Below are 23,173 nucleotides of genomic sequence, written 5' to 3'. Positions count from 1 at the left end.
TCCTCACATCGACAAAAATGCTTTATATGATTTTTTTAAAGATTGTAATTTGTTATGAAGTTGTTTATCGATAAAAAAATAAAATATGTTTTCAATGCGTTTAAAGGAGAATAAAATGTGTTCAATTTTTGGAATACTAAATATTAAAACCGATCCAAAAATGTTGTGTGACCAAACTCTTAAACTTTCAAGTTTGATGTTCCATCGAGGACCTGATTGATCAGAAATTTTTGCTTCTCAAAAAGCCATTTTAGCACACGAAATACTATCAATTGTAGATGTCAATGCTGTGGGAAACCAACCCACTTTATAATAAAACAAAACCTTAGCACTTGCAATAAATGGAGAGATTTATAACCACTTAGATTTGAGCCAACAATACAAAGATAAATGTGAGTTCCAAACAGAATCAGATTGCGAAGTTATTTTAGAACTATATCAAAAAAAGGTGTTAATTTTTTAGATGAATTGAAAGGAATGTTTTCATTTAATTTTATATAACACCTATCTTATAGGACGCGATCATATCGGAATAATTACGATTTATATGGGATATGACCTTGACCAAATTTTTATATAGCTTCCAAAATTAAAGCCCTAATTCCCATTTGTAAAATCCTTTCTATTTTTCCTTCAGGAAATTATTTATATAGTGAATCTGGTAAAATGGTCCAATATTATAAACGCGATTGGATGGATTATCAAAATGTTTAAAACAATCAAACAAAAACAAACCAATTACGGAATTTTCTTGAAACATCAATAAAAAAACATTTAATGTCTGATGTTCCTTATGGCGTACTTTTATTTGGTGGACTTGACTCTTCTATTATTTCTGGAATCACTAAAAAATTTGCCAAACACCGCATAGAAGAATCAAGCAAAAAAGATGCTTGGTTTCCTTCACTTCATTCGTTTGCTGTGGGTCTTAAAGGTGCTCCTTATCTTAAATCTGCCAAAGAAGCAACCAATAATCATTTGAGAAAAGTCCATCATGAAATTAATTGTTACTATTAAAGAAGGCATAGATACTTTAAAAGATTTCATTTATAATATTGCAACGTATGATATTATAACTATTCACGCATCAATTCATATGTATTTAATAGCTCGAAAAAATAAAGCTATGAGTATTAAAATGATTCTTTCTAGTAAAAGGTGATGATGAAATTTTTGGAGGTGTTATCTATATTTTCATAAAGACCCTAATGCTTAAGAATTCCACAAAGAAACAGTCCGTAAATTAGCTTCATTAGATTTTATATGATTGTGCACGACGAGCCAAAACAAAGCAATGAGTAATTGAGGAGTAGAGGCGCGAGTGGCTTTCTTAGACAAAAACTTTTTAGATGTTGCTATGAGACTCAATCCCAAAAGTAAAATGCGCAGCACAAATGGCAAAATAGAAAAACATATTCTGCGACAAACATTTGAATATTTATTTACCCAAAAGATTTTTCATGGCTTCAAAAAAAATTTCTGATGGAATTAGGCTAAGGTTGGATTGATGCTTTAAAACAACTTTCCCAAACAAAAATCACAGATATGTAATTAAAAAATACTTATGTTCGTTTTCCTTATAATACTCCTATAAATAAAGAAGGCTACATGTATCTCGAAATTTTTGAAACCTTATTTCCTTTGCCAAGCGCAATAAGTCTTGTGTTCCTGGGGTGGTCCTTCAATTGATTTTTGTACTAAAAAATCTATCGAATGGACCAAAGCTTTTAAACAAATAAACGAGATCAGATCCTTCAGTAAGCGCTGCATTAGGAGTTCATAATGAAGCTTATAATGACAAATAAATTTTATTCAACAATTCCCAACTTAAATTTATTTTTTTGCTTTTATTTTTTTTGTTCGAACCAAATATAAAATAAAAAAACTAATCCAAAATTACAAATCATAAATTATATATTTTGCAAACATTTATAACATCCATTTTTGCAACTCAAAATTTTTACAACTTTTATCCCAGAAAGGATATTTATATGAACCAAAAACCAAGAAAAGCCTTAATTAAAAAAAACAATTTTCCCCAAATCAAAACACACAAAAAACCTTTTTTAAGTAGTAAACTTTTAAGCAATTGCATTATTTTTAACTCTATTGTCATTGTTGTATTAGCAATTTATTTAAACAAACCTACTCAAACAAATATTTACCAAAAAACCACCCAACTACATTTAACAGCAATGATAGCAGGAATGTTTTTGGGAGGTACTATTTTAGGATTAAAAAAAGGATCTTTTGGCATTTCTTTAGGAGTTTTATTAGGAGCCACCTTAGGAATGTGGCTATCGTTACTTACTAAAGGACAAATTATTTCGATAATTCAAATGTAGTTTTTTAATTTTAACACCGAAACCAAATATTTTTAATTTCCAAAATAAAGAAAGTGTCATTATTTTTATGCAAACAAAAATCAAAAATCTAACCGCACAATTTAACACCAGTTTACAAAAAAACAAACATGATTTAGACCAATTGATGATCTTAGACAAAGAATTTTTAGGCAAAAAAGGCATCTTGTTTGAACTTACCCAAGAACTAAAAAACCTCCCTCATGACCAAAAAGCAGTTGCAGGCAAGTTAATTAACGTTTTAAAACAAGAAATTATTTTCACTTTACAAAAAGAAAAAGAAACTTTACAAAGAAACCAACTAAACGCTAAACTACTCCAAGAAGAAATTGATCCTACTTTATCAGCATTTAATTTTTGCCAAGGAAGCACTCACCCCCTTAATCAAATCATTGAACAAATTGAAGATTTATTTTTATCTTTGGGATATGAAATTAAAGAAGGCAACGAAATCGAAACTGATTTTTATAATTTTGAAATGCTCAACATGGGCAAAGGCCATCCCGCAAGAGCAATGCAAGACTCTTTTTATATTGACCCCCAAAAACTTTTGCGAACACATACTTCCAACGTCCAAGTCAAAGAAATGAAAGCTCGACAGGGAAAACCACTCAAAATTATTTCTCCTGGAAAAGTTTACCGCAAAGACGACGATGACGCTACCCATAGTCATCAATTTATGCAACTAGAAGGGCTTGTAATTGACAAAAACATTAATTTTTCCCATCTCAAAGAAACTCTTTTAATCATTACCAAAGAATTATTTGGCACTTCCCAAGAAATTCATTTAAGACCGTCTTATTTTCCCTTTACCGAACCAAGCATTGAAGTTGATTTAGTAATTACCAAAAAAAATGGCACCAAAGAATATTTAGAAATTTTAGGAGCTGGTTTAGTGCATCCCCAAGTTCTTAAAAATGCCAATTATGACCCTGAAAAATATCAAGGTTTTGCATTTGGAATAGGTATTGAAAGAATTGCTATGATTAAATATCAAATTGAAAATATTAGATATTTTTATAACAATGATATTCGCTTTTTAAAACAATTTGCAAGGAACAACAACAATGAAAATTATTGAAAATATTTTAAAAAACCACCTTTTGCAACCCCTTTCCCAAAATATTTCTATCTTAACTAACAATTATATTACCGAAGTACAAAATTTTTTTCCCCTATCCAAAAACACTAATTTAGTGGTGGGACAAATTCTTAACTTTCAAAAAATTCAAGGATCCCAAAAATTAAATTTAGTAAAAGTTAACATTGGCACAAAAGTAGTAAAAATTGTTTGTGGAGCTTCTAACTTACAAAATGACAAAAAGGTTATTGTAGCTTCAGAAGGTTCTTTTTTGGAAGGAATCAACTCCACCCTTAAAAACAAAAAAATTTATGGATTTTTTTCGGAAGGGATGCTTTGTTCTTTGGAAGAATTGGGCATTAGTAGCAAATTTTTAACTCCCCAAGAACAAGAAGGAATTTATATTTTTAATGACCCCAACGACCAAATTGTTTTGGGAAGTAATGCTTTGATTCCTTTAGGGCTTGATGGTTTTATCTTAGAATTAGGACTTACTCCCAATCGTGGTGATCTTTTATCTCACCTAGGTTTTGCCAAAGATCTTCAAGCAATTTTGACTTCTCAAAAATCCAATAACAATCAAGAAAAAAAAGAAACCAACTACAAAACAAAAAACAAAGAAGACAAAACAATCCCAAAAATAACTCATCAATTAAACCCCAATTTTTTTTCAAAATTACCTCAATCTCCTTTAAAAGTCAAAATTGAAAGCGATAGTTGTTATGAATACAACGCTTGCATCATTGAAAACATCACCATCAAACCTTCTCCTTTGTGGTTGCGAAACACCCTGCTAAAATCAGGCATCAACCCCATCAATAATGTTGTGGACATCACTAATTTAATTTTAATCGAATACGGCATTCCCCTACACGCTTTTGATTATGGCACTATCCAACAAATCAAAGTTAGAAAAGCCTTGCCACAAGAAAATATTACAACTCTTAACCAAAATGATTTTGTTTTAGATGAAAATGATTTAGTTATTACAGATGGCAAAAAAGCCATTGCTATAGCTGGTATTGTAGGACTTTTAGAAAGTAGCATCAAACCTACAACTACCAAAATTATTCTTGAAGCTGCTTATTTTTCGCCCCAAACTATTGCCCAAACTTGTCAAAAACTCAAAACCAAAACTGAAAGTTCCCTACGTTTTGAAAGAGGCATTGACCAAAGTCTTATTCCTTTAGCTTTTCAAAAAGCATGCCAACTTTTAGTCACTTTAACAAATGCCAAAATTACTTACCAACCAGCAATTACAAAACAAAAAATCCGTACTAATCCTATTATTTCTTTAGATGTTGATTTTATTACAAAAAAAATTGGCGTTCCTTTGTGCGCTACTCAAATCAAAAATTGGTTATTAAACCTCGATTACCAAATGCATACACCAAAACATTTAAACCCAAAGAAAAAAAAAGAACAATTAAAACTCCAAGCTCCTTTACGTCGTTATGATGTCAAAATCAAAGAAGATGTCATTTCTGATTTAACTAGACTTTATGGTTGTCATAAATTACCTCCCAAAACAATTCAAATTCCCACTCAAGGAAAATTGACCTTGAAACAAAAAAATATTAGAGAATTGCGAAAACTCTTAGTTAATTTAGGATTTTATGAAACTATTACTTACAGTTTAATTAGTTCCGAAATGTTTAAAGTTTTTACTCCTCAAAAACCCTTTATCAAAATAATGAATCCTTTATCACAAGACAAAATGATTTTAAGACAAAGTTTGTTAAGTAGTTTAGTAGAAGTTTTAAGCTATCAACACAAACGACAAACTTTTGATACTGCTTTTTTTGAAATTGGCAAAACTTATTTTCCCAACAAAGAAACATTAAGTCTTGCTTTTGTTTTGAGTGGCAATTTCTTAAATTCTTTATGGCACAAACAAGATGTTTCAAGTTCTTTTTTTGTTACCAAAGGAATCCTTGAAAAAATTATTACTTTTCTAGGCATTACCCTTACTTATCAAAAAACACAACAACATAGCAATTTTCATCCAGGAATTCAAGCCAATTTATTATTTAACAACCAAATAATAGGAGTCATCGGAAAAACTCATCCCCTACTTAATGCCAAACACAACTTAAAAGAAAGTTTTCTTTGTGAACTCTTTTTAACGGATGAAATTCTTAACACTACAAAAACACTTACCTTCCAACCAATCCCTAAATTTCCTACTGTTATTCGTGATTTAGCCTTTTTAGTAGATACCAAATATTCCTTTTATCAAATCGAACAAACAATTAAAAAAACAACCCCTTTTGATTTAATCAAATGTGAATTATTTGATGTTTATCAAATGCCTACAACAAAAGAAAAACACTCCCTTGCCCTTAGACTTTTTTTCAATAACTTAGAAAAAAACTTAGAAAAACAAGACGTAGAACATTGTATGGAAAAAATTACTTCTAATTTGATTAAACATTTTCACATTGAAATTAGATAAAAATAGATAAAAGAAATTATATTATTTTTTAAGTATATATGAAAATATAATAATTGTGATAAAATAATACGGTAGTAAATTAGTTTTTTTACTCATTTTAACTTTTTACATTTATATAATTATAAATTTTTTTAATCAACAAGAAGCTAAAGGAAGTATTAAAAATGTTTAATGTCAACCATTTAAGCAAAAATTATGTTACTAAAAAAGGTAACATGACGATGGGTTTGAAAGACGTTTCTTTAAAATTACCTGATAAAGGTATGGTTTTTATCTTAGGTAAATCAGGTTCTGGTAAATCTACTTTATTAAATGTTTTAACAGGAATCGATGTTGCAAATAGTGGTGTAATTGAAGTATGCAAAGTTCCTATTACAACTTTTAATCAAAGAAATTTAGATAATTATCGTAATGGAATGATTGGCTTTATTTTCCAAGAATTCAACTTAATAGAAGATATGAATGTATTTGAAAATATTGTCTTAGCATTACAATTACAAAATAAAAAACCAGATGTTGCCTTAATTAATGATTTAATGACCCAAGTAGGATTGGATGTTTCATTCTTAAATAGAAGAGTTAATGAACTTTCAGGAGGACAAAAACAACGTGTTGCTATTGTTCGTGCTTTGGTGAAAAATCCTAAAATGGTCTTTGCTGATGAACCTACAGGAAGTCTAGATTCAGAAACAGGAACCCAAGTTTTTGATTTACTTCAAAATTTAAGTAAAGAAAAATTAGTAGTTATTGTATCTCACGATAGTGAAAGTGCTTATAAATATGCTGATCGTATTTTAGAATGTAAAGATGGTAAAGTCCTATCAGATATGACAAGAAAGGAAGAAACTACTAAAAAAAGCAAAGACAAAAAGCCAGTATTTAAAGAAGGCCAAGTTCTTACAGCTGAAATGATTGCAAACTTAACTAAAAATCCTGATTTAGAAAATTTTGATAAAACTGATGAGACTAAAGTATTACAACAAGATACTGATTTTGTATCTTTTCCTAGTCGTTTGCCTTTTTCGTTTGTTGCTAAGACTGCTTTAAAGAGTTTTAAAAATAAAAAGTTTTTCTTAATATTATCAATTTTCGTGACTGCTATTGCAGCTGGTTTTTTTGGTTTGACTGCTTTTCCTACATTAAGTGGTAAAGTTTTAGGAGTCGAAAAAAAACTTTTTCATATGAAAAAATTACTAGATGAAAAAAAAGAAAAAGAAAAATTAAAACAAAGCAAAAATCAAAATTATTATAATCATCAATCCATGACAAAAGAAGAAATAGAAGAAAGATTCATATTGGGTAATGTTTCAGGCGAAATAAATGGATATTTTGATGTTCGTGATTTAATAACTAATAAATGGATTATATTGATTATTTTATGTGTTCCTGGTTCTATGGTTATGCTTTATTTTTCTATGAGTGCCAAACTTCAAAATAAAAAAATGGGTACTCTACGAGCTTTAGGTTCTAATGGTGTTAATGTTGGTAAAATTTTTTTAGTAGAAGCATTCTTTTTTGCTTTATTCCAAATGGCTTTAACTTTTGTATTTTTCTTATTGTTTTTAATAAAGTTCGGTTCAGGTTCAGTAGCATACTTTTTTTCATCTTTTGAAATGGAACCATTAAAAGATTTTGAAAATGTGGAAGAAATTGTAAAATATTATAAAGAGGCAAAACAAGAACAAAAAGCAGAAATTTTAAAAATATATGGCGAAAACTATGAAAATAAAAAATGGGAAAATTGGAAACACATCATAATAGATAAATATTGTAACTCTGCTTTTAAAAACAAATATTATGTTTTAGCTAGATGGGGAAATATGCCATTTTATGCCTTCAATCCTTTTTTAAGAGTTTTTTTATTCAATTTATTAACATTCAGTTATACTTTTTTTGTAACTATACTATTTATATCTTTAATTATTTATAAATGGTCTAACAAAAAACCAGTTGACATCATCAACAATAAATAAATATTAATTGAAATATCATATATTATAATATATGATATTTTTTTTATCTCTTAAACTTGAAATTTTCATTATTTTGTTTCATCATTTGTCTTAATTTCAAGTACAATTTAATTGTAGATGTATATTTATCAAATAACACTAAATTAATTATATTTAGTAACAAAATAAAGAAGATATAATACATTTAATCAAAAACAAACTAATATAAATAAAATAAGGAGTTACGATGTTAACGAATGTATACGACCCCCTAAAAGGTAAACAATTCCAAATACTTGACGAAAATGGCAACCTTGTTCAACCTGAATTAGAACCAAAACTATCTAAAGATGTTTTATTAAAAATGTATAAAACAATGATTTTAGGTAGACAAGCCGATTTAGCAGCCTTAAAATATCAACGCCAAGGACGCATGGGAAACTATTTATTTAACTCAGGGCAAGAAGCATCTCAAGTAGGTGTCGCTGCCGCCTTAGAACCCCAAGATTGGGTATCGCCTTATTATCGTGATGCAGGAATTTTTCTTTACCGTGGAGTTTCTTTAGAACAATTTTATCTTTACTGGTATGGAAACGAAAAAGGTTCCCAATTAGACCCTAAGTTGCGTATTTTACCAACTAACATTATTATTGGATCTAGTGTTAATTTAGGAGCAGGACTTGCCTTAGCAAGTAAAATGCAAAACAAAAAAGAAGTAACTATTGCAACTATTGGAGACGGAGGAACTGCACACGAAGAGTTTAATGCAGGTCTTAACTATGCTGCTGTTTTTGCAGTACCATTAGTAGTATTTATTCAAAATAACCAGTATTCAATTTCTAATCCTCGTAACAAAGTATCCAAAGCTAAAACTTTAGCTCAAAAATGTTATGCTTGTGGAATTCCTGGCATGCAAGTAAACGGCAACGATATTTTAGCTGTTTATGTAGCAGCCCAAGAAGCCTTTAATGAAGCACGAAAAGGAAACGGACCTACTTTAATTGAAAATGTTTCTTATCGCTTAGAAGCACATTCCACTAACGACAATGCTTCTGTTTACCGTAGCAAAGAAGAAGAATTAGAGTGGCGTAAAAAAGACCCAATTATACGTTTTCAAAAATACTTGATAAATAAAAGTTATCTAACTCAAAAACAAGTAGAACAATTCAAAAAAGAAGCCCAAGAAGAAGTTATTTTAGCACACCAAAAAGTAGAACAAACAGGCAACAACATCGATATTAAAGATATTTTTGCATACACTTATGAAAAAATGACTCCTCAATTAGAAGAACAATACGAAGAATGCAAAACTTTTTTCAACACAAAGGAAGGTAAATAATAATGGCTTCAATGACATTACTAGATGCAATTAATCAAACTTTAGATAGCAAATTAGCAAAAGATCCTAGAGTAGTTCTTTTTGGACAAGATGTAGGAAAATTAGGTGGTGTTTTTCGTGTAACTAAAGGTTTACAAGACAAACACGGAGAAAATCGCGTTTTTAATACTCCTATTGCTGAATCTTCTATTATTGGAAGTGCTATCGGACTTGCCATTAACGGCATGCGACCAGTTGCAGAAATCCAATTTGATGGTTTTATTTTTGTAGGACTAGAAGACCTATTTGCCCATGCAGCCCGTTTGCGTAACCGTAGTCGTGGTAATTACACAGTACCTATGGTATTAAGAGTTCCAGTTGGTGGAGGTGTAAAATCCTTAGAACATCACTCCGAATCATTAGAAGTAATTTTAGGCTCTGTTCCTGGTCTTAAAGTGGTTATTCCATCTAACCCTTACGACGCTAAAGGTTTATTAATGGCTGCTATTAACGACCCTGATCCAGTAGTCTACATGGAACCTAAAAGAATTTATCGTGGTTCCCGTCAAGAAGTTCCTGAAACAGACTATGAAGTCGAAATTGGTAAAGCCAAAATCGTTCAAGAAGGAACAGACATTACAGTTGTAGCTTGGGGAGCGATGGTAACAGAAACAATATTAGCAATTAAACAACTTGATCCTAATGTTTCTGTAGAACTAATTGATTTAAGAACCATTAATCCTATTGACAGAGAGACTGTAATTACATCTGTGAAAAAAACTGGACGCTTTTTAGTGGTTCATGAAGCATGTAAAACTTACGGACCTGCAGGAGAATTAGTGGCTTTAGTTAATGAACAAGCTTTCTTATACCTAGATGCAGCTCCTGCGAGAGTTACTGGAAACGACATCACGATGCCTTTAGCCAAAGCAGAACATTATCAGTTTTTAAGCCCTGAAAAAATAGCTGATGCTATTAAAAAAGTGGTTTGCGAATAAGATAGCAAAAAATCAACCCCTTTTATCACAAAACAACAACACATTCAAACCACCCCCAAATTAAAAAATAAAATATATCTAAATCAAAAAAATAAAACCACAACCAAAATGCATTATAATCAAGGAGATAAAAATATGTTTGAATTTAAATTTGCTGATGTCGGCGAAGGAATTCATGAAGGTACAATTACAAGATGGTTTTTTAAAGTGGGCGACCAAGTAAAAGAAGGTGATGTTTTAGTTAAAGTTGAAACTGACAAATTAGACGTAGAACTAACTTCTCCTGTAGCAGGAAAAATCTTAAAAAGAGGCCTTAAAGAAGGAGAAGTTATTTGTGTAGGAGACACTATCGTTTTAATCCAAGAACCAGGCGACACCGATGCAGAAGTTAAAAATTTTTATTCTCAAAATCTTAATGAAACTGCAACAGAAGAAAAAAACGACACCCAACAAGAACAAACATCCGCACAAACTTCTTTACAAACTCAAAAAGTACTTGCTACTCCATTAGTAAAAAGTCTAGCCAAAGAACTAGGACTTGACCTTACAACTATTAAAGGAACAGGCGCAAATGGAAAAATCTTAAAAGTAGATTTACAAAACGCAAATAACCCTTTACAAACACAAACCCAACCCACAACCTCTTTTGTCCAAAAACAAAAAACCCCAACCCAAAATTTTGCCAAATCTAGCCAAGAAACAGAAATAGTCAAAATTTCTCGCCTCAGAAAAGCCATCGCCCAAAAAATGGTTCTTTCCAAAGGCACAATCCCAGAAACTACTCTAATGGACGAAGTAAACATTACTGCTTTAGTAACACTACGCAAACAAGCCAAAGATCAAGCGCAACTCCAAGGAATTAAATTAACTTTTATGGCTTTTATCATGAAAGCAGTAACAATTGCCTTACAAGAATTCCCGGTATTTAACGCTAGTTATGATGACGTTAAAGAAGAAGTTAATTACAAAAAATTCATTAATTTAGGAATAGCAGTTGATACCAAAGACGGTCTAATTGTTCCTAACATCAAAGATACTAATAAATTAACTCTTTTAGAAATGGCACAAAAATTACAACAAGTAGCCAAAGCCACTAACGAAAGAAAAGTGGAATTAAATCAACTTCAAAACGGAACTTTTACTATCACTAATTTTGGTTCTATTGATATTACTTACGGCACTCCAGTTATAAATTACCCTGAATTAGCTATTTTAGGAGTAGGAAAAATCACCAAAAAACCTATAGTTGAAAACAATCAAATTGTAATTGCAGATATACTTCCTCTTTCCTTATCAATTGACCACCGTATTATTGATGGTGCTGATGGCGGTAGATTTTTAAAACGCGTTAAAGAATTGTTAAAAACTCCTACTTTATTGCTTTTATCCTAACAGAAAAGACCAAAGGCAAAAATTATGAAAAATTATGATATTTTAGTGATTGGTGGAGGTCCTGGTGGATACGTTGCTGCCATTAAAGCTGCTCAAATGGGTGCTAAAGTTGCTTTAATAGAAAAACATAAATTAGGTGGTATTTGTCTTAATTACGGCTGTATTCCTACCAAAACTTATTTAAAAAGTGCCAAAATATATAAAGATATAAAACGTTGTGCTGATTTTGGAATTAAAATACAAAACGGCATTTCTTTTGATTGGTCCTCCATTTTATCACGCAAAAATAAAATTGTTGCTCAACTTACTACAGGTATATCTTTCCTCCTTAAAAAAAATAAAATTGATTTTTATCACGGGTTTGCAAGTGTTCTTTCTCCTTGCGAAGTCCAAGTAGACAATAACTTATTGCACACCAAAAAATTAATTATTGCAACAGGCAGTACCGCTTTTGTTCCCCCTATTCCAGGTGCCCAAGAAGCTTATCAAAAAGGCATTCTTAAAACTAGTAAAGAATTACTACAACTAGAAAGCTACCCTTCCAAAGTTACTATTATAGGAGGCGGTGTTATTGGAGTAGAATTTGCAACTATTTTTAATTCTTTTGGTAGCGAGGTGACTATTTTAGAAAGACAAGATACTATTCTAAATAGTATGGATCAAGACGTTGTTGTTGAATACACCAAAAAACTTCAAGCAGACGGCATCCAAATTTTGACTCAAGTAGAAGTAACTAAAATTAATGACAATCGAACTACCTACACTCAAAAAGGCACTGACAAAACAATTACTTCGGATGTTATTTTAATGGCTGTAGGCACTAAAGCCAATCTTGAAGGCTTAGAAAAATTAAATTTAGCACTTAACCGCAATAGCGTCCAAACTGATAATTTTTGTCAAACTTCAATTCCTGGAGTATATGCTATCGGAGATGTAAACGGCAAATACATGTTAGCTCACGTGGCAAGTCATGAAGGCATTGTAGCTGTAACACACGCTTTAGAACAAAAAGCACATTCAATTAACTATGACCGTGTTCCTGCTTGTATTTATGGTTTTCCTGAAATTGCTTCTATTGGTATGACCGAAAAACAAACCAAAGAAAAACAAATTGATTATAAAGTTTCTAAAATATCTCTCGGAGCTGTTGGCAAATCTTTAGCTGATGGCGAAAAAGAAGGTTTTGCTAAATTAATTGTTTGCAAAAAACATTTAGAAATTTTAGGAATGCATATTTATGCTTACAATGCTACTGAATTAATTAGTGAAATAGCTGTAGGAATGGAACTTGAAGGAACCGCTTACGAACTATCTCAAGCAATTCATCCTCATCCTACCTTATCAGAACTTACTTTTGAAGCTCTTTTAGGAGCCGTTGACAAACCAATTCATGCATAATTATATTTGATCTTTTAACAAAAAAGAACCTTTAATAGGTTCTTTTTCCTTAAAGGGGTGATTCAATTATGAAAATAAAAAGAAGAATAAAAAAACGAAACGAAATAAAACGACGAAACTTAAAATAAAGTTAAAGCGAAATATAAATATTAAATCCTCAAATATTTCTAAATAAAAGGAAATAATAAATAATTATTACTAAATATACCATTAGAAAAGTTTTATTTTTTACCATTTTTTACTCTTACTGACATTCCTTTTTATATTGGATTTAAATTATCTCCCCACCCAAGGTAAAGAATTTGTTTATAAAGACCGAAAACAAATGAAAAACACTTCAAAATATTAATTTTGGTGAATCTATATTAGACAAGATTTTAAACATGTATTTATGATGTGGTAATATAGGTTTTAATTCTAAAGAGAAAAAACTAAAATAGTTTGTTATACTTGTTATACTTGTTATACTTGTTATACTTGTTATACTTGTTATACTTGTTATACTTGTTATACTTGTTATACTTGTTATACTAATGATTTTAGCACTATTTTTTCTTGTGGAATTAAAAAAAGAAACATTGGCAAAAATTTTATTTTATATTTTTTTAACTTATTTTATTTGTTTTTATATCTATTTTGCTTTATATTCATATAGTGTTTTGTGGTTTTATATGTTAAATTTTTGTTTTACTCTCTTATTTAATTAATTATAAATTATTATTTTTTAACCTTGCAAAATAATTTGCCCTATTAAATTAACAAATCTCAATTAACTTCTTTAATCTAATTTTATATTTACCATTTTTTAAAACTTATAAATAACAACAAAAACAACAATCTCCCAACCCCTTCAAATCAAAAAAGGAATACATAAAAAAATGTTAATAGACACTCACACTCATCTCAATCTTAAAACATATAAAAATAAATTAGATGATGTTTTTCAAAAAGCTTGGAATAATGATGTCAAAAAAATGATTGTTATAGGCATGGATGAAAAAACTAACCAAAAAGCCTATGAAATTGCTAATAAATATAAAGAAGTGATGGTAGCTTTTGGGATTCATCCTTGTTCTGATTTTTCCCAAGAAACTCCCGAAAGTATCATCAAATACCTCAATCATCCACAAACAGTTGCTATAGGAGAAATTGGTCTTGATCTTCATCACAGACAAGATAATTTAGCTATCCAAAAAAAGTTTTTTCAAGCACAAGTTAAAATCGCTATCCAATATAACTTACCTATCATTATTCATGCACGCAAATCTTTTGAAGAAATTTATCAACTTTTACTACCTTATCGCAATCAAGTTAGAGGAGTTTTTCATTGTTTAGTTTTTAGTTTAGAAGAAGCCCAAAAAGCTTTGGAACTAGGTTTTTACATTGGAATTGGAGGATTTGTTACTTATCCTAACGCCAAAGCTGCCCATGAAATTGCAAAAACTATTCCTCTAGATAAAATTTTATTAGAAACTGATTGCCCTTATTTAACTCCTTATCCATTTCAAAATGAAACCAATGAGCCTTCTAATATCAAATTAATTGCCCAAAAAATTGCTCAATTAAGAAATATTTCTTTGCAATGTGTTGCTACTCAAACAAGTAATAATGTATCTAAGTTGTTTTTAAATAAAAATTCTTTTTAATCTTTTTTGGTATATCCACAAAAAATATTTGAAATATAGAATAATTCAAAATCACACCCAAAAACATCCCTTATATAATAAAAAAAAATCAACTCCACTTATACGAAGTTGATTTTGCTTTTTTCTTCTTCATCAGTTTGGCGAAAACTATCTACATCTAACCAAACTTCAGGAAAAGTACCACATTTACTTTGTTTAACTTTTCCTTCTAAAACTTTAATAACTTGTCCTGGTTGCAAGAAAAACTCAGGATTATCATCATCAATATGAGTAAAATTCATAAGAACTTCATCATATTTTTGTTTACAATTATCAGTTCCTATACAAACATTAGTAGCAAACCATTGTCTTTTTGAACTACTGTTTTGTTTTAAATATCTAACTTTTACTTCTAAATAAAAATTTTTAACTTCAGTTGCTTGTTGCATGTATTCCATTTTCTAACACTTCCTTTTACAATTTTTTGTTGATAAAATTGTTACTTTTAAATTTTAATTTCTTACTTAAAAACTTAAAATAATGAAATTATCTCCTAATATGATAAAATAATATTGAACTGTTTAATGTAATTTTTTTATTTAACATTTCATTTACTATTATAGCAAATTATCTTTTTATTTCTATAATTATTTGTAAACAAACCTTTGATGGCGTTATTTAAATTCTTTATTTTTACAAATGCCACATTTTTGCCAAGATCTTGCTAATTTTAAAATTATTTTGATAATGTTTTTTCTTAAATTTCTTTTAATTTCAAATGCTTTGAAATTTTAACTCAAAAAAGACTAGAAGATAATCATTATCAAAGTAATTTATTATTATGAATTATAATTTTTCAAAACTTCACAAAAGAAACAACCAAATTGTGGGTTAGACCCATTTTTATTTTTTGCCTCTTTATATTTTGATTTGATAAAAATAAAATATTTTTTAAAAACACCAAACTTAAAAAACATCAAACGTTTCATTTAACAACAAAACAATTTAATCTAAAAAATCAAAATAAAATTTCAAAAAAACAAAATACAAAAAAGAAAGGAGCTTTTTTATGATTAAAATAGCAATAGATGCCATGGGAGGCGATTTTGCCCCATTAGAAATTGTCAAAGGAACCCTACTTGCCTTAAATAAAAATACAGAACTTCACGTTGTTTTATATGGCAATCAAAAATTAATAACTCCACTTATTGAAAAAACACCTTTTTTTGGCAACAAGCAAATTACCATCAAACACACCCCTTATTTTTTAGGATCAGCCGACAAAAATATAAGAGACCAATTGAAAACAACTCCTAATGCTTCTTTATTTTTAGCTCTGGAAGCAGCCAAACAAGACGAGGTTCAAGGAGTAGTTTCAGCGGGCGCTACACAAACTTTAGTCTTAGCAAGTCATCTTATTCTTAAAAAAATGCCTTTAATGCAAAGAATTGCCATTGCCCCTATGTTTAATTCCTTTGATAATCGAACAAGAATTTTGCTAGATGCAGGAGCTAACACCGAACTAAAACCCCAGCATTTGCACACTTTTGCAAATTATGCCACCATTATTGCCAAAGAAATTTTAGCAATTCCAAATCCCCAAATAAAACTACTTAACATCGGAACAGAGCCCACAAAAGGAAGAGCTTTGGAACTTGAAACTTACCAACTTTTATCCCAAGATTCCAATCTTAATTTTGGCGGCAACGAAGAACCTCAAAACCTTCTTACCACTTCAGCAGATATTTTGTTAAGTGACGGATTTACTGCCAACATTGCCTTAAAAACTTATGAAGGCACAATGCTTAATTTCATGAACCACCTAAAAACTATCCTTACTAAAAATCTTATCAAAAAAATTGCCACTAAAACTTTGTTCCAAAAACCACTACAACAATTAAAAAACCAACTAGACCCACGCCAAATTGGAGGAGCTATGCTTTTAGGACTTAACAAAATTGTCATTAAAGCTCACGGTTCTTCGCAAGCTTACGCTTTTTACCAAGCTATTTTACAAACTCAAAAACTAATTAAAGCCCAAGTAAATCAAAAAATTTCTCATGCCTTAGAAAATGCAAAAAACAAAGAAAACCAAACTAAACAAACCTCAACAACAAAAACAACTCCCAAAACTTCCGAAACCACAAAAGAAAGTTAATCTCTATGAAAAACATCCAAATCCTTTTTCAAACCCTAAATATTTTTCCCAAAAACCTTTCCCTTTACAAACAGGCTCTTACCCACAGCTCTTATTCTAACGAACAAAACCCACCCCAAGAAGACAACGAAAGACTTGAATTTTTAGGAGATGCCATCGTAGGTTTACTTATGGCTGACTATCTTTATTCCCAATCCAAAGAAGACGAAGGCATTATGACTAAAAAAAGAGCTCAAGCGGTGTGTGAAAGGTCACTTACCATCTACGCTCAAAACATTAAATTGCAAAATTATCTTCTTTTAGGTAAAGGTGAAAAAAACAAAGATTTTAATGCTAAAAGTATTATGGCAGATACTTTTGAAGCCTTATTTGGTGCTATTTATCTTGATTTAGGATATTTAACAGCCAAAAAAGTTTTTCATAATGTTGTCTTGCCTCACTTAGAAAAAACTATCTATATTATTGATTTTAAAACTCAATTACAAGAAATAGTTCAGTCAGAAAAAAAAACTATCCAATATAAAATAGTCCAAGAACAAGGACCTGCTCATTCTAAAAATTTTGTAGCAGAAGTCTATTTAGAAAAAAATCTTTTAGGAACAGGTGAAGGTAGCACTAAAAAAGCCGCTGAGCAAAAAGCAGCCCAAAAAGCATTATCCAAAATTGCCACACCCAAAGACCTAAACAAAGTCGGCAAAGAAAAAGAGCTTAAATAATAATATGGTTATTTTTCAAAAACTTTACGAAGATGGTTTTTTACAAGTAGAAAAAATGTTAATCCAAGAATATCAAAAATTAGGATTAACTTATCCTGAACTAACTATTTTGCTATTCTTGCTAGATTTTTCCAAAAAACGTGTCTTTTCTTCCAACGCTTTAGCCAAAAAAGCAGGCATCACTAAAAAAGAAGTAGAACATATTTTAGAACAATTGATGTCAAAGGATTTTTTTGACCTTTCACAAGAAACCAAAAACCATAAAATTATTGAAGTTTTTTCACTTCACCCCACTTTTGCCAAGCTAGAAAAAATCTATCAAGACCAAATTCGCGAATCCAAACGCCAAAACCAACTTACCTTCATCCAACAAACTATTGAATGTTTAGAGCAAAACAAAGGACAAAATCTCACATCTAACGAATTAGACTTAGTTAGAAATTGGTATCAAGACCAAGAATTTAGCCATGAAGAAATTAAAAACACAATTGAAGAAGCTCTTTATGTTAAAAAAACCTCTGTTTTTTACATCAATACTTTGCTTGGCAAAAAGAAATTTTTGACAGTTGTACCCGATGAAAAAGCAGACAAAGCCTTAGCAAAACTTTTTAAAAAAAGAAAATAACACTCAATTTGAGCAAACAAAAAGTCAATCTTATTCTTTTTATGTGTTATAATTACTTATGTAATTATTTTTTTAGTATTTCAATTATTTTATTTATAAAAAAAATAACTAGTAAAGGAATCACAATAAAGATGAAATTTTTAGCAACCAAACAAGGAAAAATCATTACTGGAACTATTTTTATTACTATTACTCTTTATATAGGTTTAGGTTTTTATATTTCTTTTAATCCTGTTAACTGGCTTTCTCCTAAAAAAGTTTGGGCAAAACAAGCAGCTCAAAATTTGTATAATTCAGTTGAAAAGTTAAAAAAAGAAGAAAATAAAGGCAATGTTAATTCTAAACTTGCCAGCATTAAAACTAATTTAGAAGCAGTAAATAAACACATAATTGAATATTATAAAGAATCAACCAGCGATGAATACCTAGTAGTAAAAGACCTATACGACAAAATTGTTCAAGCAAAAGACAACGCTTATAAAAAATTAGAACCAGATAATAAAGCAACTGACGACACTTTTAAAGAAATAAAAAAATTATTTCAAAACGATAACACCAAAAACCTCCAAGAAAAAATAAATAATTTATAAATGAAAAAACTACCTTAAAAGGTAGTTTTTTCATTTATAAATTATTTATTTTCTTAATTTAATAAAGACGCTGCAACAAAACCTTTAAATAAAGGATGTGGTTTTAATGGTCTTGACAAAAACTCAGGATGAAATTGTACTGCAATAAACCAAGGATGGCTTTTTAACTCAACAATTTCACAAAGATTTTGTTCTTGATTTATTCCAGAAACAACAAAATCATTATTTTTTTCAAATAAAGCAACATAATGAGGATTCATTTCAAAACGATGACGATGTCTTTCATAAATTATTTCTTGATTATAAATAGATTTGCTTTTGGTATTTGCTTTAAGATGACAAGGATAAGAACCTAATCGCAGGGTGCCTCCTAAATTGCTATCAACTATTTTTTTAGTAATTACAGGATGAGGTGTTTTTTCATCCACTTCCAAAGAATTGGCATCTTGTAAATGCAACACATTGCGGGCATATTCAATAACTGCTAACTGCATACCTAGACAAATTCCAAAGAAAGGAATATTGTTAGTTCTTGCATAATTAATGGCTAAAATTTTGCCTTCAATAGCGCGTTTACCAAAACCATAAGGAACTAAGATACCATCACAATCTTCAAGAAAAGAAGAAGTATTATCTGACGTTACTTTTTCAGCATCTATCCATTTAATTTCAATTTTACAATTATATTGATAAGAAGCATGTTTAAGAGCTTCTAAAATTGATAAATAAGCATCATGTAAAACAATGTATTTACCTACTAGAGCAATGACTACTTTTTTTTCTAAATTTTGGATGCGTGTAATTAGTTGTTGCCAGGCTTGCAAATCGGCGGTTGTAAAATTAGTAAGTTTAAAATGTTGTAAAATAAAATCATCTATTCCTTGATGGTTCAAGTTAAGAATCATTTGATATAAAATATCAACATCTAATGCTTCAAAAATAGCTTGTGGATTGATGTCACATAAAGCAGCAATTTTATTTTTGGTTTCTTGGTTGATAGGAACTTCGCTACGTAAGACCAAAATTTGGGGTTGTATTCCTAAAGCGCGTAATTCTTTAACACTGTGTTGGGTAGGTTTAGTTTTAATTTCTTTGGCTTTTTTTAAATAAGGAACTAAAGTGGTGTGAAGGTATAAAACATTGTGATAACCAAAATCAAAACGAACTTGTCTGATAGCTTCTAAAAAAGGCGATGATTCAATGTCTCCTACAGTGCCTCCAATTTCTACAATAACAACATCAGATTTATGAAAAAGAGCAGCATCAATTAGTTTTTGTTTGATTTCTTCAGTGATGTGTGGAATTACTTGAACGGTTTTACCTAAGTATTTACCTTCACGTTCTTTATTGATAACACTTTGATAAATTTGCCCTGCAGTGACGTTTGACTTTTTGCTCATGTTTTCATCTAAAAATCTTTCATAATGACCCAAATCAAGATCAGTTTCAGCACCATCATCAGTGACAAAGACCTCACCGTGTTGATAAGGGCTCATTGTTCCAGGATCAACATTAATATAAGGATCTAGTTTTTGAATACTTACTTTAAGACCCCTATTTTTTAAAATTTGACCAATAGAAGCAGCAGTGATACCTTTTCCTAGGCTTGAGACAACTCCTCCAGTAATAAAAATAAATTTAGTTTTTAAATCTTTATTATTCAAGTGTTTGTACTTCACTTTCTTTATTGATTGGCTTGTGTGGTGCAATTGGAGTTTTTATTTTATTTTGGTTGGGGGGTGTAATGGTTTCAAAGGTGGAGGATTTATAAGTGATTTGATGGATCTTTGTAGGAATTATTTTTTTACCAATAACAGTTAAAATAGGGATTTGGGTTTCGTATCTTTTTTGGGTATGTTCCAAAATGCGAGGATCAAATGCAACTATATTTTTTTTAACTAAGATAATAATGGTAGATCCGCCTGTATCAAAATAGCCTTTTTCTTGACCTTTGGAAAACGTTTGTAAAGGATGATTTTGGATTTTTCCTACCAATGTGGCTCCTACTTCTACTTGAACTATTTTACCAAAATTTTTAGTTTGTAAGATGCTATATTCGCGGGTGTTGGTTTTAAACACATCAAAACTTTCAAAGGCAATGGGATTTACTGTATGTAATTTTCCTTTGATTTTGCAAGGAGGCATTTGAAAAAAACCTTCATCTACAAAAAGATAACGGTGATAATCGTGAGGTTCTAGGCGAAAAATAAGCAAATATCCTTCTTCGTATTCTTGAGCTAATGTGGGATTTTGCAATAAATCAACTAAGCTGTAATTGGTTTCTTTGATGCAGTAGATTGCTTTTTTGGAGATAGGATAAATGCTTAATTTGGATTCACAAGGACTGATAAAAGCAAAGTTGTCTTGAGGAATGGCAAGTTCTTTGTATTTTCTTGTAAAAAAATCATTATAAGAACTAAATTTTTGTTTTTCAAATAAGTTTAAATCAATTTGGTATTGTTCAATGATTTTAAAAGCATATTGGCATGACCAAGGAGAATAAAAATACAAATTAACTAACCAAGAAATAGGTTTAGTGATCAAAATTTTGAGAAGGAGTCTTTTCCAAAAGCTTTTTTCTAAGTTTGTGTATAAAAATTTTTGCAGGCGACTTGATTGGTCTTGACAAATAATTTTGCCTTCTAAATTAACTATTTTCATATTGTAAATTACTCACTTTATAGTTGTTATTGGTAACAAATATTTTAATAAGATTTTAAGCAACATAAATAGGATAAAATTTAGTGCTAATAATAAAATAATTGTTATTGTAGTTTTGGCTTTTGGCTTGGAGAAATGGATTTTTTTACAAAGAAATAAAAAAGTTAAAAGCAACATGCAGGCAAAATGAATCCAAAAAAAAGTAAGTCTTTGTTCGATAAATCCTAAACTTTTGAAATCCCAAGTTTTGCAAATAAACTTAGCTAAAAATAAAAAAGGAAATAAAATAGCAGCTGCAGTTACAGGCAAACCTGTAAAATAAGAAGGATTTTGGGAGTCGTATTTTTGGGTTTCAGCTAAAACGTTATAATAAGCAAGTCTAATTAAAGCTGCCAAAAGATAAAAACCCCAGACTATCCAAACAATCGGAAATAGCCAACATTCTTTATTTAGAGTTGAAGTTTTATCTTTGAAACTCAAAGAATAGTTAATAAAAATAGGAAGGACACCAAAACTTATTATATCGGCTAAAGAGTCAATTTGAATGCCATAGCTTTTTTCTGCTTGACTGCGATTTTTTTTGGTTCGGCTTACCACACCATCAAACATATCACAAACGCCTGATATTAATAGGCAAATTGAAGCAGAGGTGTATTTACCGCAAGCACCAAATCCAATGCCACAAAAACCACTCATTAAATTTAGGTAAGTTAAATAAGTTGTATAATTATAAAAACCTAAAAACATATTATTTAACCTCGTTTTACTAATGTTTTTTCTTAAACCATTTTTGGTTGTTTATAGTTTGGAGAAATAAAAAAAGGGGAAATCCCTTATCCATCAAGAATAAAGGATATCAATAAACTTAAAAAACTTGATAATTATTGATTGTTTGTAAATGCGAATTGTAAAGTAATAATTATTTTTCATAAAGATGTTCGTATTCTTCTTCTAATGGATCTTCGTAATCATCTTTGTCTTCTAAAACAATATCATCTTCAATTTTGTCATCGTCTTTGTTTTTATCTTCTGAAGTTTCGTCTTCTAAATCAAGCAAATCATCTTGTAGAGGATCAGTTTGGGTAATGTCTTTGTCAGAAAGGAAATCCTCAAAATCTAATTCTTGTAAATTGGTATCTTCGTCTAGAGGTTCGTCGTTTGCAGTTTTAGTTTTTTCAAAAAAATCTTTATCCCAAAAAAGTTTATTATTTTCTTTAATAATTAATTGATTTTTTTCACAAAAAACAAATTTTCCGCTCAAAGTTATGTCTAAATAAAGTTGATTAGCTACATTGGGATTGTTGTTTGGGATTTGGTGTTTTTGCAATGTTTGTTTTAATAAATCATAGACTGAAACAGGATTTTGATGTTTTTTCATGATGTCATAAGCAGTTTCCAAAAGTGATTTTGGAGTTTTGGTTTTTTTCATAAAATACCTTCTTTTAATGTAATAATATTTGGGATTTGGGAAATGATAATAAGCGATAAAATAAAAAGAAAAAAGAGGGACTAAATAAAGAAATGAAAAATATAAAAAAGGGGGGCAAAAATTTTAGAATTCTATCAAATCTCCAGATGCTTTTTGCATGAGTTCTTTAGATTTTCTTTCTAATTTTTTTAAAGCAGCATTAAAAGCTAACAAAACGCTTTCTTGGAGGATTGCTTTGCTGTGAATTTGAGAAATAATAACATCTACGACTTGTTTGGTGCCTTGTAAAACAATTTCTACATCCCCTGCTTTGCCAATAAATTCTTGTAATTCCAATTGTTGTTGGGCATTTTCAATTACTTCTTGTATTTTTTTTAATTTTTCAAATATATTAGATTTTGTTTCCATAATT

Annotated in this window: 19 protein-coding genes and 1 pseudogene; 14 read left to right on the top strand and 6 right to left on the bottom strand. The window is 29.9% G+C overall.

Features of this window, described 5'->3' with window-relative positions:
• Nucleotides 1-115 precede the first annotated feature (115 nt).
• The 10 genes and pseudogenes from asnB (at nt 116) to N747_RS0101375 (ending at nt 14,603) form a co-directional block, all read left to right on the top strand.
• Nucleotides 116-1,805: pseudogene (gene asnB / locus N747_RS04275) on the top strand (asparagine synthase B).
• 186 nt (nt 1,806-1,991) lie between these two features.
• Nucleotides 1,992-2,345 (top strand): hypothetical protein, encoded by a 354-nt coding sequence (locus N747_RS0101415; RefSeq protein ID WP_024563493.1) that lies wholly within the window; start codon nt 1,992-1,994, stop codon nt 2,343-2,345.
• A gap of 67 nt (nt 2,346-2,412) precedes the next feature.
• Nucleotides 2,413-3,444 carry a phenylalanine--tRNA ligase subunit alpha gene (pheS, locus tag N747_RS0101410; protein WP_024563492.1) on the top strand — a complete coding sequence of 344 codons (1,032 nt, stop codon included), beginning with the start codon at nt 2,413-2,415 and terminating at the stop codon, nt 3,442-3,444.
• Entirely contained in the window at nt 3,431-5,899 is a 2,469-nt protein-coding gene (gene pheT / locus N747_RS0101405; protein ID WP_024563491.1) for a phenylalanine--tRNA ligase subunit beta, read from the top strand. Before pheS ends, pheT begins: the two co-directional genes overlap by 14 nt.
• Nucleotides 5,900-6,063: 164 nt before the next feature.
• Entirely contained in the window at nt 6,064-7,872 is a 1,809-nt protein-coding gene (locus N747_RS0101400) for an ABC transporter ATP-binding protein (RefSeq protein ID WP_024563490.1), read from the top strand.
• Between the two features lie 226 nt (nt 7,873-8,098).
• Nucleotides 8,099-9,190, top strand: coding sequence for a pyruvate dehydrogenase (acetyl-transferring) E1 component subunit alpha (pdhA, locus tag N747_RS0101395; protein ID WP_024563489.1), 1,092 nt, complete (start codon nt 8,099-8,101; stop codon nt 9,188-9,190).
• Nucleotides 9,191-9,192: 2 nt separating this feature from the next.
• Nucleotides 9,193-10,167: an alpha-ketoacid dehydrogenase subunit beta gene (locus tag N747_RS0101390; RefSeq protein WP_024563488.1), complete on the top strand. Its 975-nt coding sequence runs from the start codon at nt 9,193-9,195 to the stop codon at nt 10,165-10,167.
• 135 nt (nt 10,168-10,302) lie between these two features.
• On the top strand, nt 10,303-11,559 hold the full coding sequence (locus tag N747_RS0101385) for a dihydrolipoamide acetyltransferase family protein (RefSeq protein ID WP_024563487.1): 1,257 nt from the start codon (nt 10,303-10,305) through the stop codon (nt 11,557-11,559).
• 24 nt (nt 11,560-11,583) lie between these two features.
• Nucleotides 11,584-12,957, top strand: a complete 1,374-nt coding sequence (gene lpdA / locus N747_RS0101380) for a dihydrolipoyl dehydrogenase (protein WP_024563486.1) — start codon at nt 11,584-11,586, stop codon at nt 12,955-12,957.
• Nucleotides 12,958-13,835: 878 nt separating this feature from the next.
• Nucleotides 13,836-14,603, top strand: a complete 768-nt coding sequence (locus N747_RS0101375) for a TatD family hydrolase (RefSeq protein WP_024563485.1) — start codon at nt 13,836-13,838, stop codon at nt 14,601-14,603.
• Between the two features lie 98 nt (nt 14,604-14,701).
• On the opposite strand, the gene N747_RS0101370 is transcribed toward N747_RS0101375, so the two are convergent.
• On the bottom strand, nt 14,702-15,040 hold the full coding sequence (locus N747_RS0101370) for a hypothetical protein (protein WP_024563484.1): 339 nt from the start codon (nt 15,038-15,040) through the stop codon (nt 14,702-14,704).
• A 611-nt stretch (nt 15,041-15,651) separates the two neighbouring features.
• Here N747_RS0101370 and plsX point away from each other — a divergent pair.
• From plsX to N747_RS0101345, 4 genes are all read left to right on the top strand, one after another.
• Nucleotides 15,652-16,740, top strand: coding sequence for a phosphate acyltransferase PlsX (gene plsX, locus N747_RS0101360; protein WP_024563483.1), 1,089 nt, complete (start codon nt 15,652-15,654; stop codon nt 16,738-16,740).
• A gap of 5 nt (nt 16,741-16,745) precedes the next feature.
• On the top strand, nt 16,746-17,456 hold the full coding sequence (gene rnc, locus N747_RS0101355) for a ribonuclease III (protein ID WP_024563482.1): 711 nt from the start codon (nt 16,746-16,748) through the stop codon (nt 17,454-17,456).
• Nucleotides 17,457-17,460: 4 nt separating this feature from the next.
• Nucleotides 17,461-18,081, top strand: coding sequence for a DnaD domain protein (locus N747_RS0101350; RefSeq protein ID WP_240992294.1), 621 nt, complete (start codon nt 17,461-17,463; stop codon nt 18,079-18,081).
• A gap of 131 nt (nt 18,082-18,212) precedes the next feature.
• On the top strand, nt 18,213-18,671 hold the full coding sequence (locus N747_RS0101345; protein ID WP_024563480.1) for a hypothetical protein: 459 nt from the start codon (nt 18,213-18,215) through the stop codon (nt 18,669-18,671).
• 53 nt (nt 18,672-18,724) lie between these two features.
• On the opposite strand, the gene N747_RS0101340 is transcribed toward N747_RS0101345, so the two are convergent.
• From N747_RS0101340 to N747_RS0101320, 5 genes are all read right to left on the bottom strand, one after another.
• Nucleotides 18,725-20,335, bottom strand: a complete 1,611-nt coding sequence (locus N747_RS0101340; RefSeq protein ID WP_024563479.1) for a CTP synthase — start codon at nt 20,333-20,335, stop codon at nt 18,725-18,727.
• Entirely contained in the window at nt 20,328-21,332 is a 1,005-nt protein-coding gene (locus N747_RS0101335; protein ID WP_240992293.1) for a phosphatidylserine decarboxylase, read from the bottom strand. Before N747_RS0101335 ends, N747_RS0101340 begins: the two co-directional genes overlap by 8 nt.
• A 12-nt stretch (nt 21,333-21,344) precedes the next feature.
• The gene (locus N747_RS0101330) at nt 21,345-22,079 is read right to left on the bottom strand and encodes a CDP-alcohol phosphatidyltransferase family protein (protein ID WP_024563478.1); all 735 of its coding nucleotides are present in this window, start codon (nt 22,077-22,079) and stop codon (nt 21,345-21,347) included.
• 172 nt (nt 22,080-22,251) lie between these two features.
• A complete protein-coding gene (gene rpoE / locus N747_RS0101325; RefSeq protein WP_024563477.1) occupies nt 22,252-22,761 on the bottom strand; it encodes a DNA-directed RNA polymerase subunit delta in 510 nt (169 codons plus the stop codon).
• Between the two features lie 123 nt (nt 22,762-22,884).
• Complete coding sequence (locus tag N747_RS0101320) at nt 22,885-23,169, bottom strand: YbaB/EbfC family nucleoid-associated protein (protein WP_024563476.1); 285 nt, start codon at nt 23,167-23,169, stop codon at nt 22,885-22,887.
• Nucleotides 23,170-23,173 lie beyond the last annotated feature (4 nt).

This window comes from Candidatus Phytoplasma tritici (genome assembly GCF_000495255.1).
Classification (GTDB): domain Bacteria; phylum Bacillota_I; class Bacilli_A; order Acholeplasmatales; family Acholeplasmataceae; genus Phytoplasma; species Phytoplasma tritici.
This window is presented reverse-complemented; position numbering and strand designations above follow the sequence as displayed.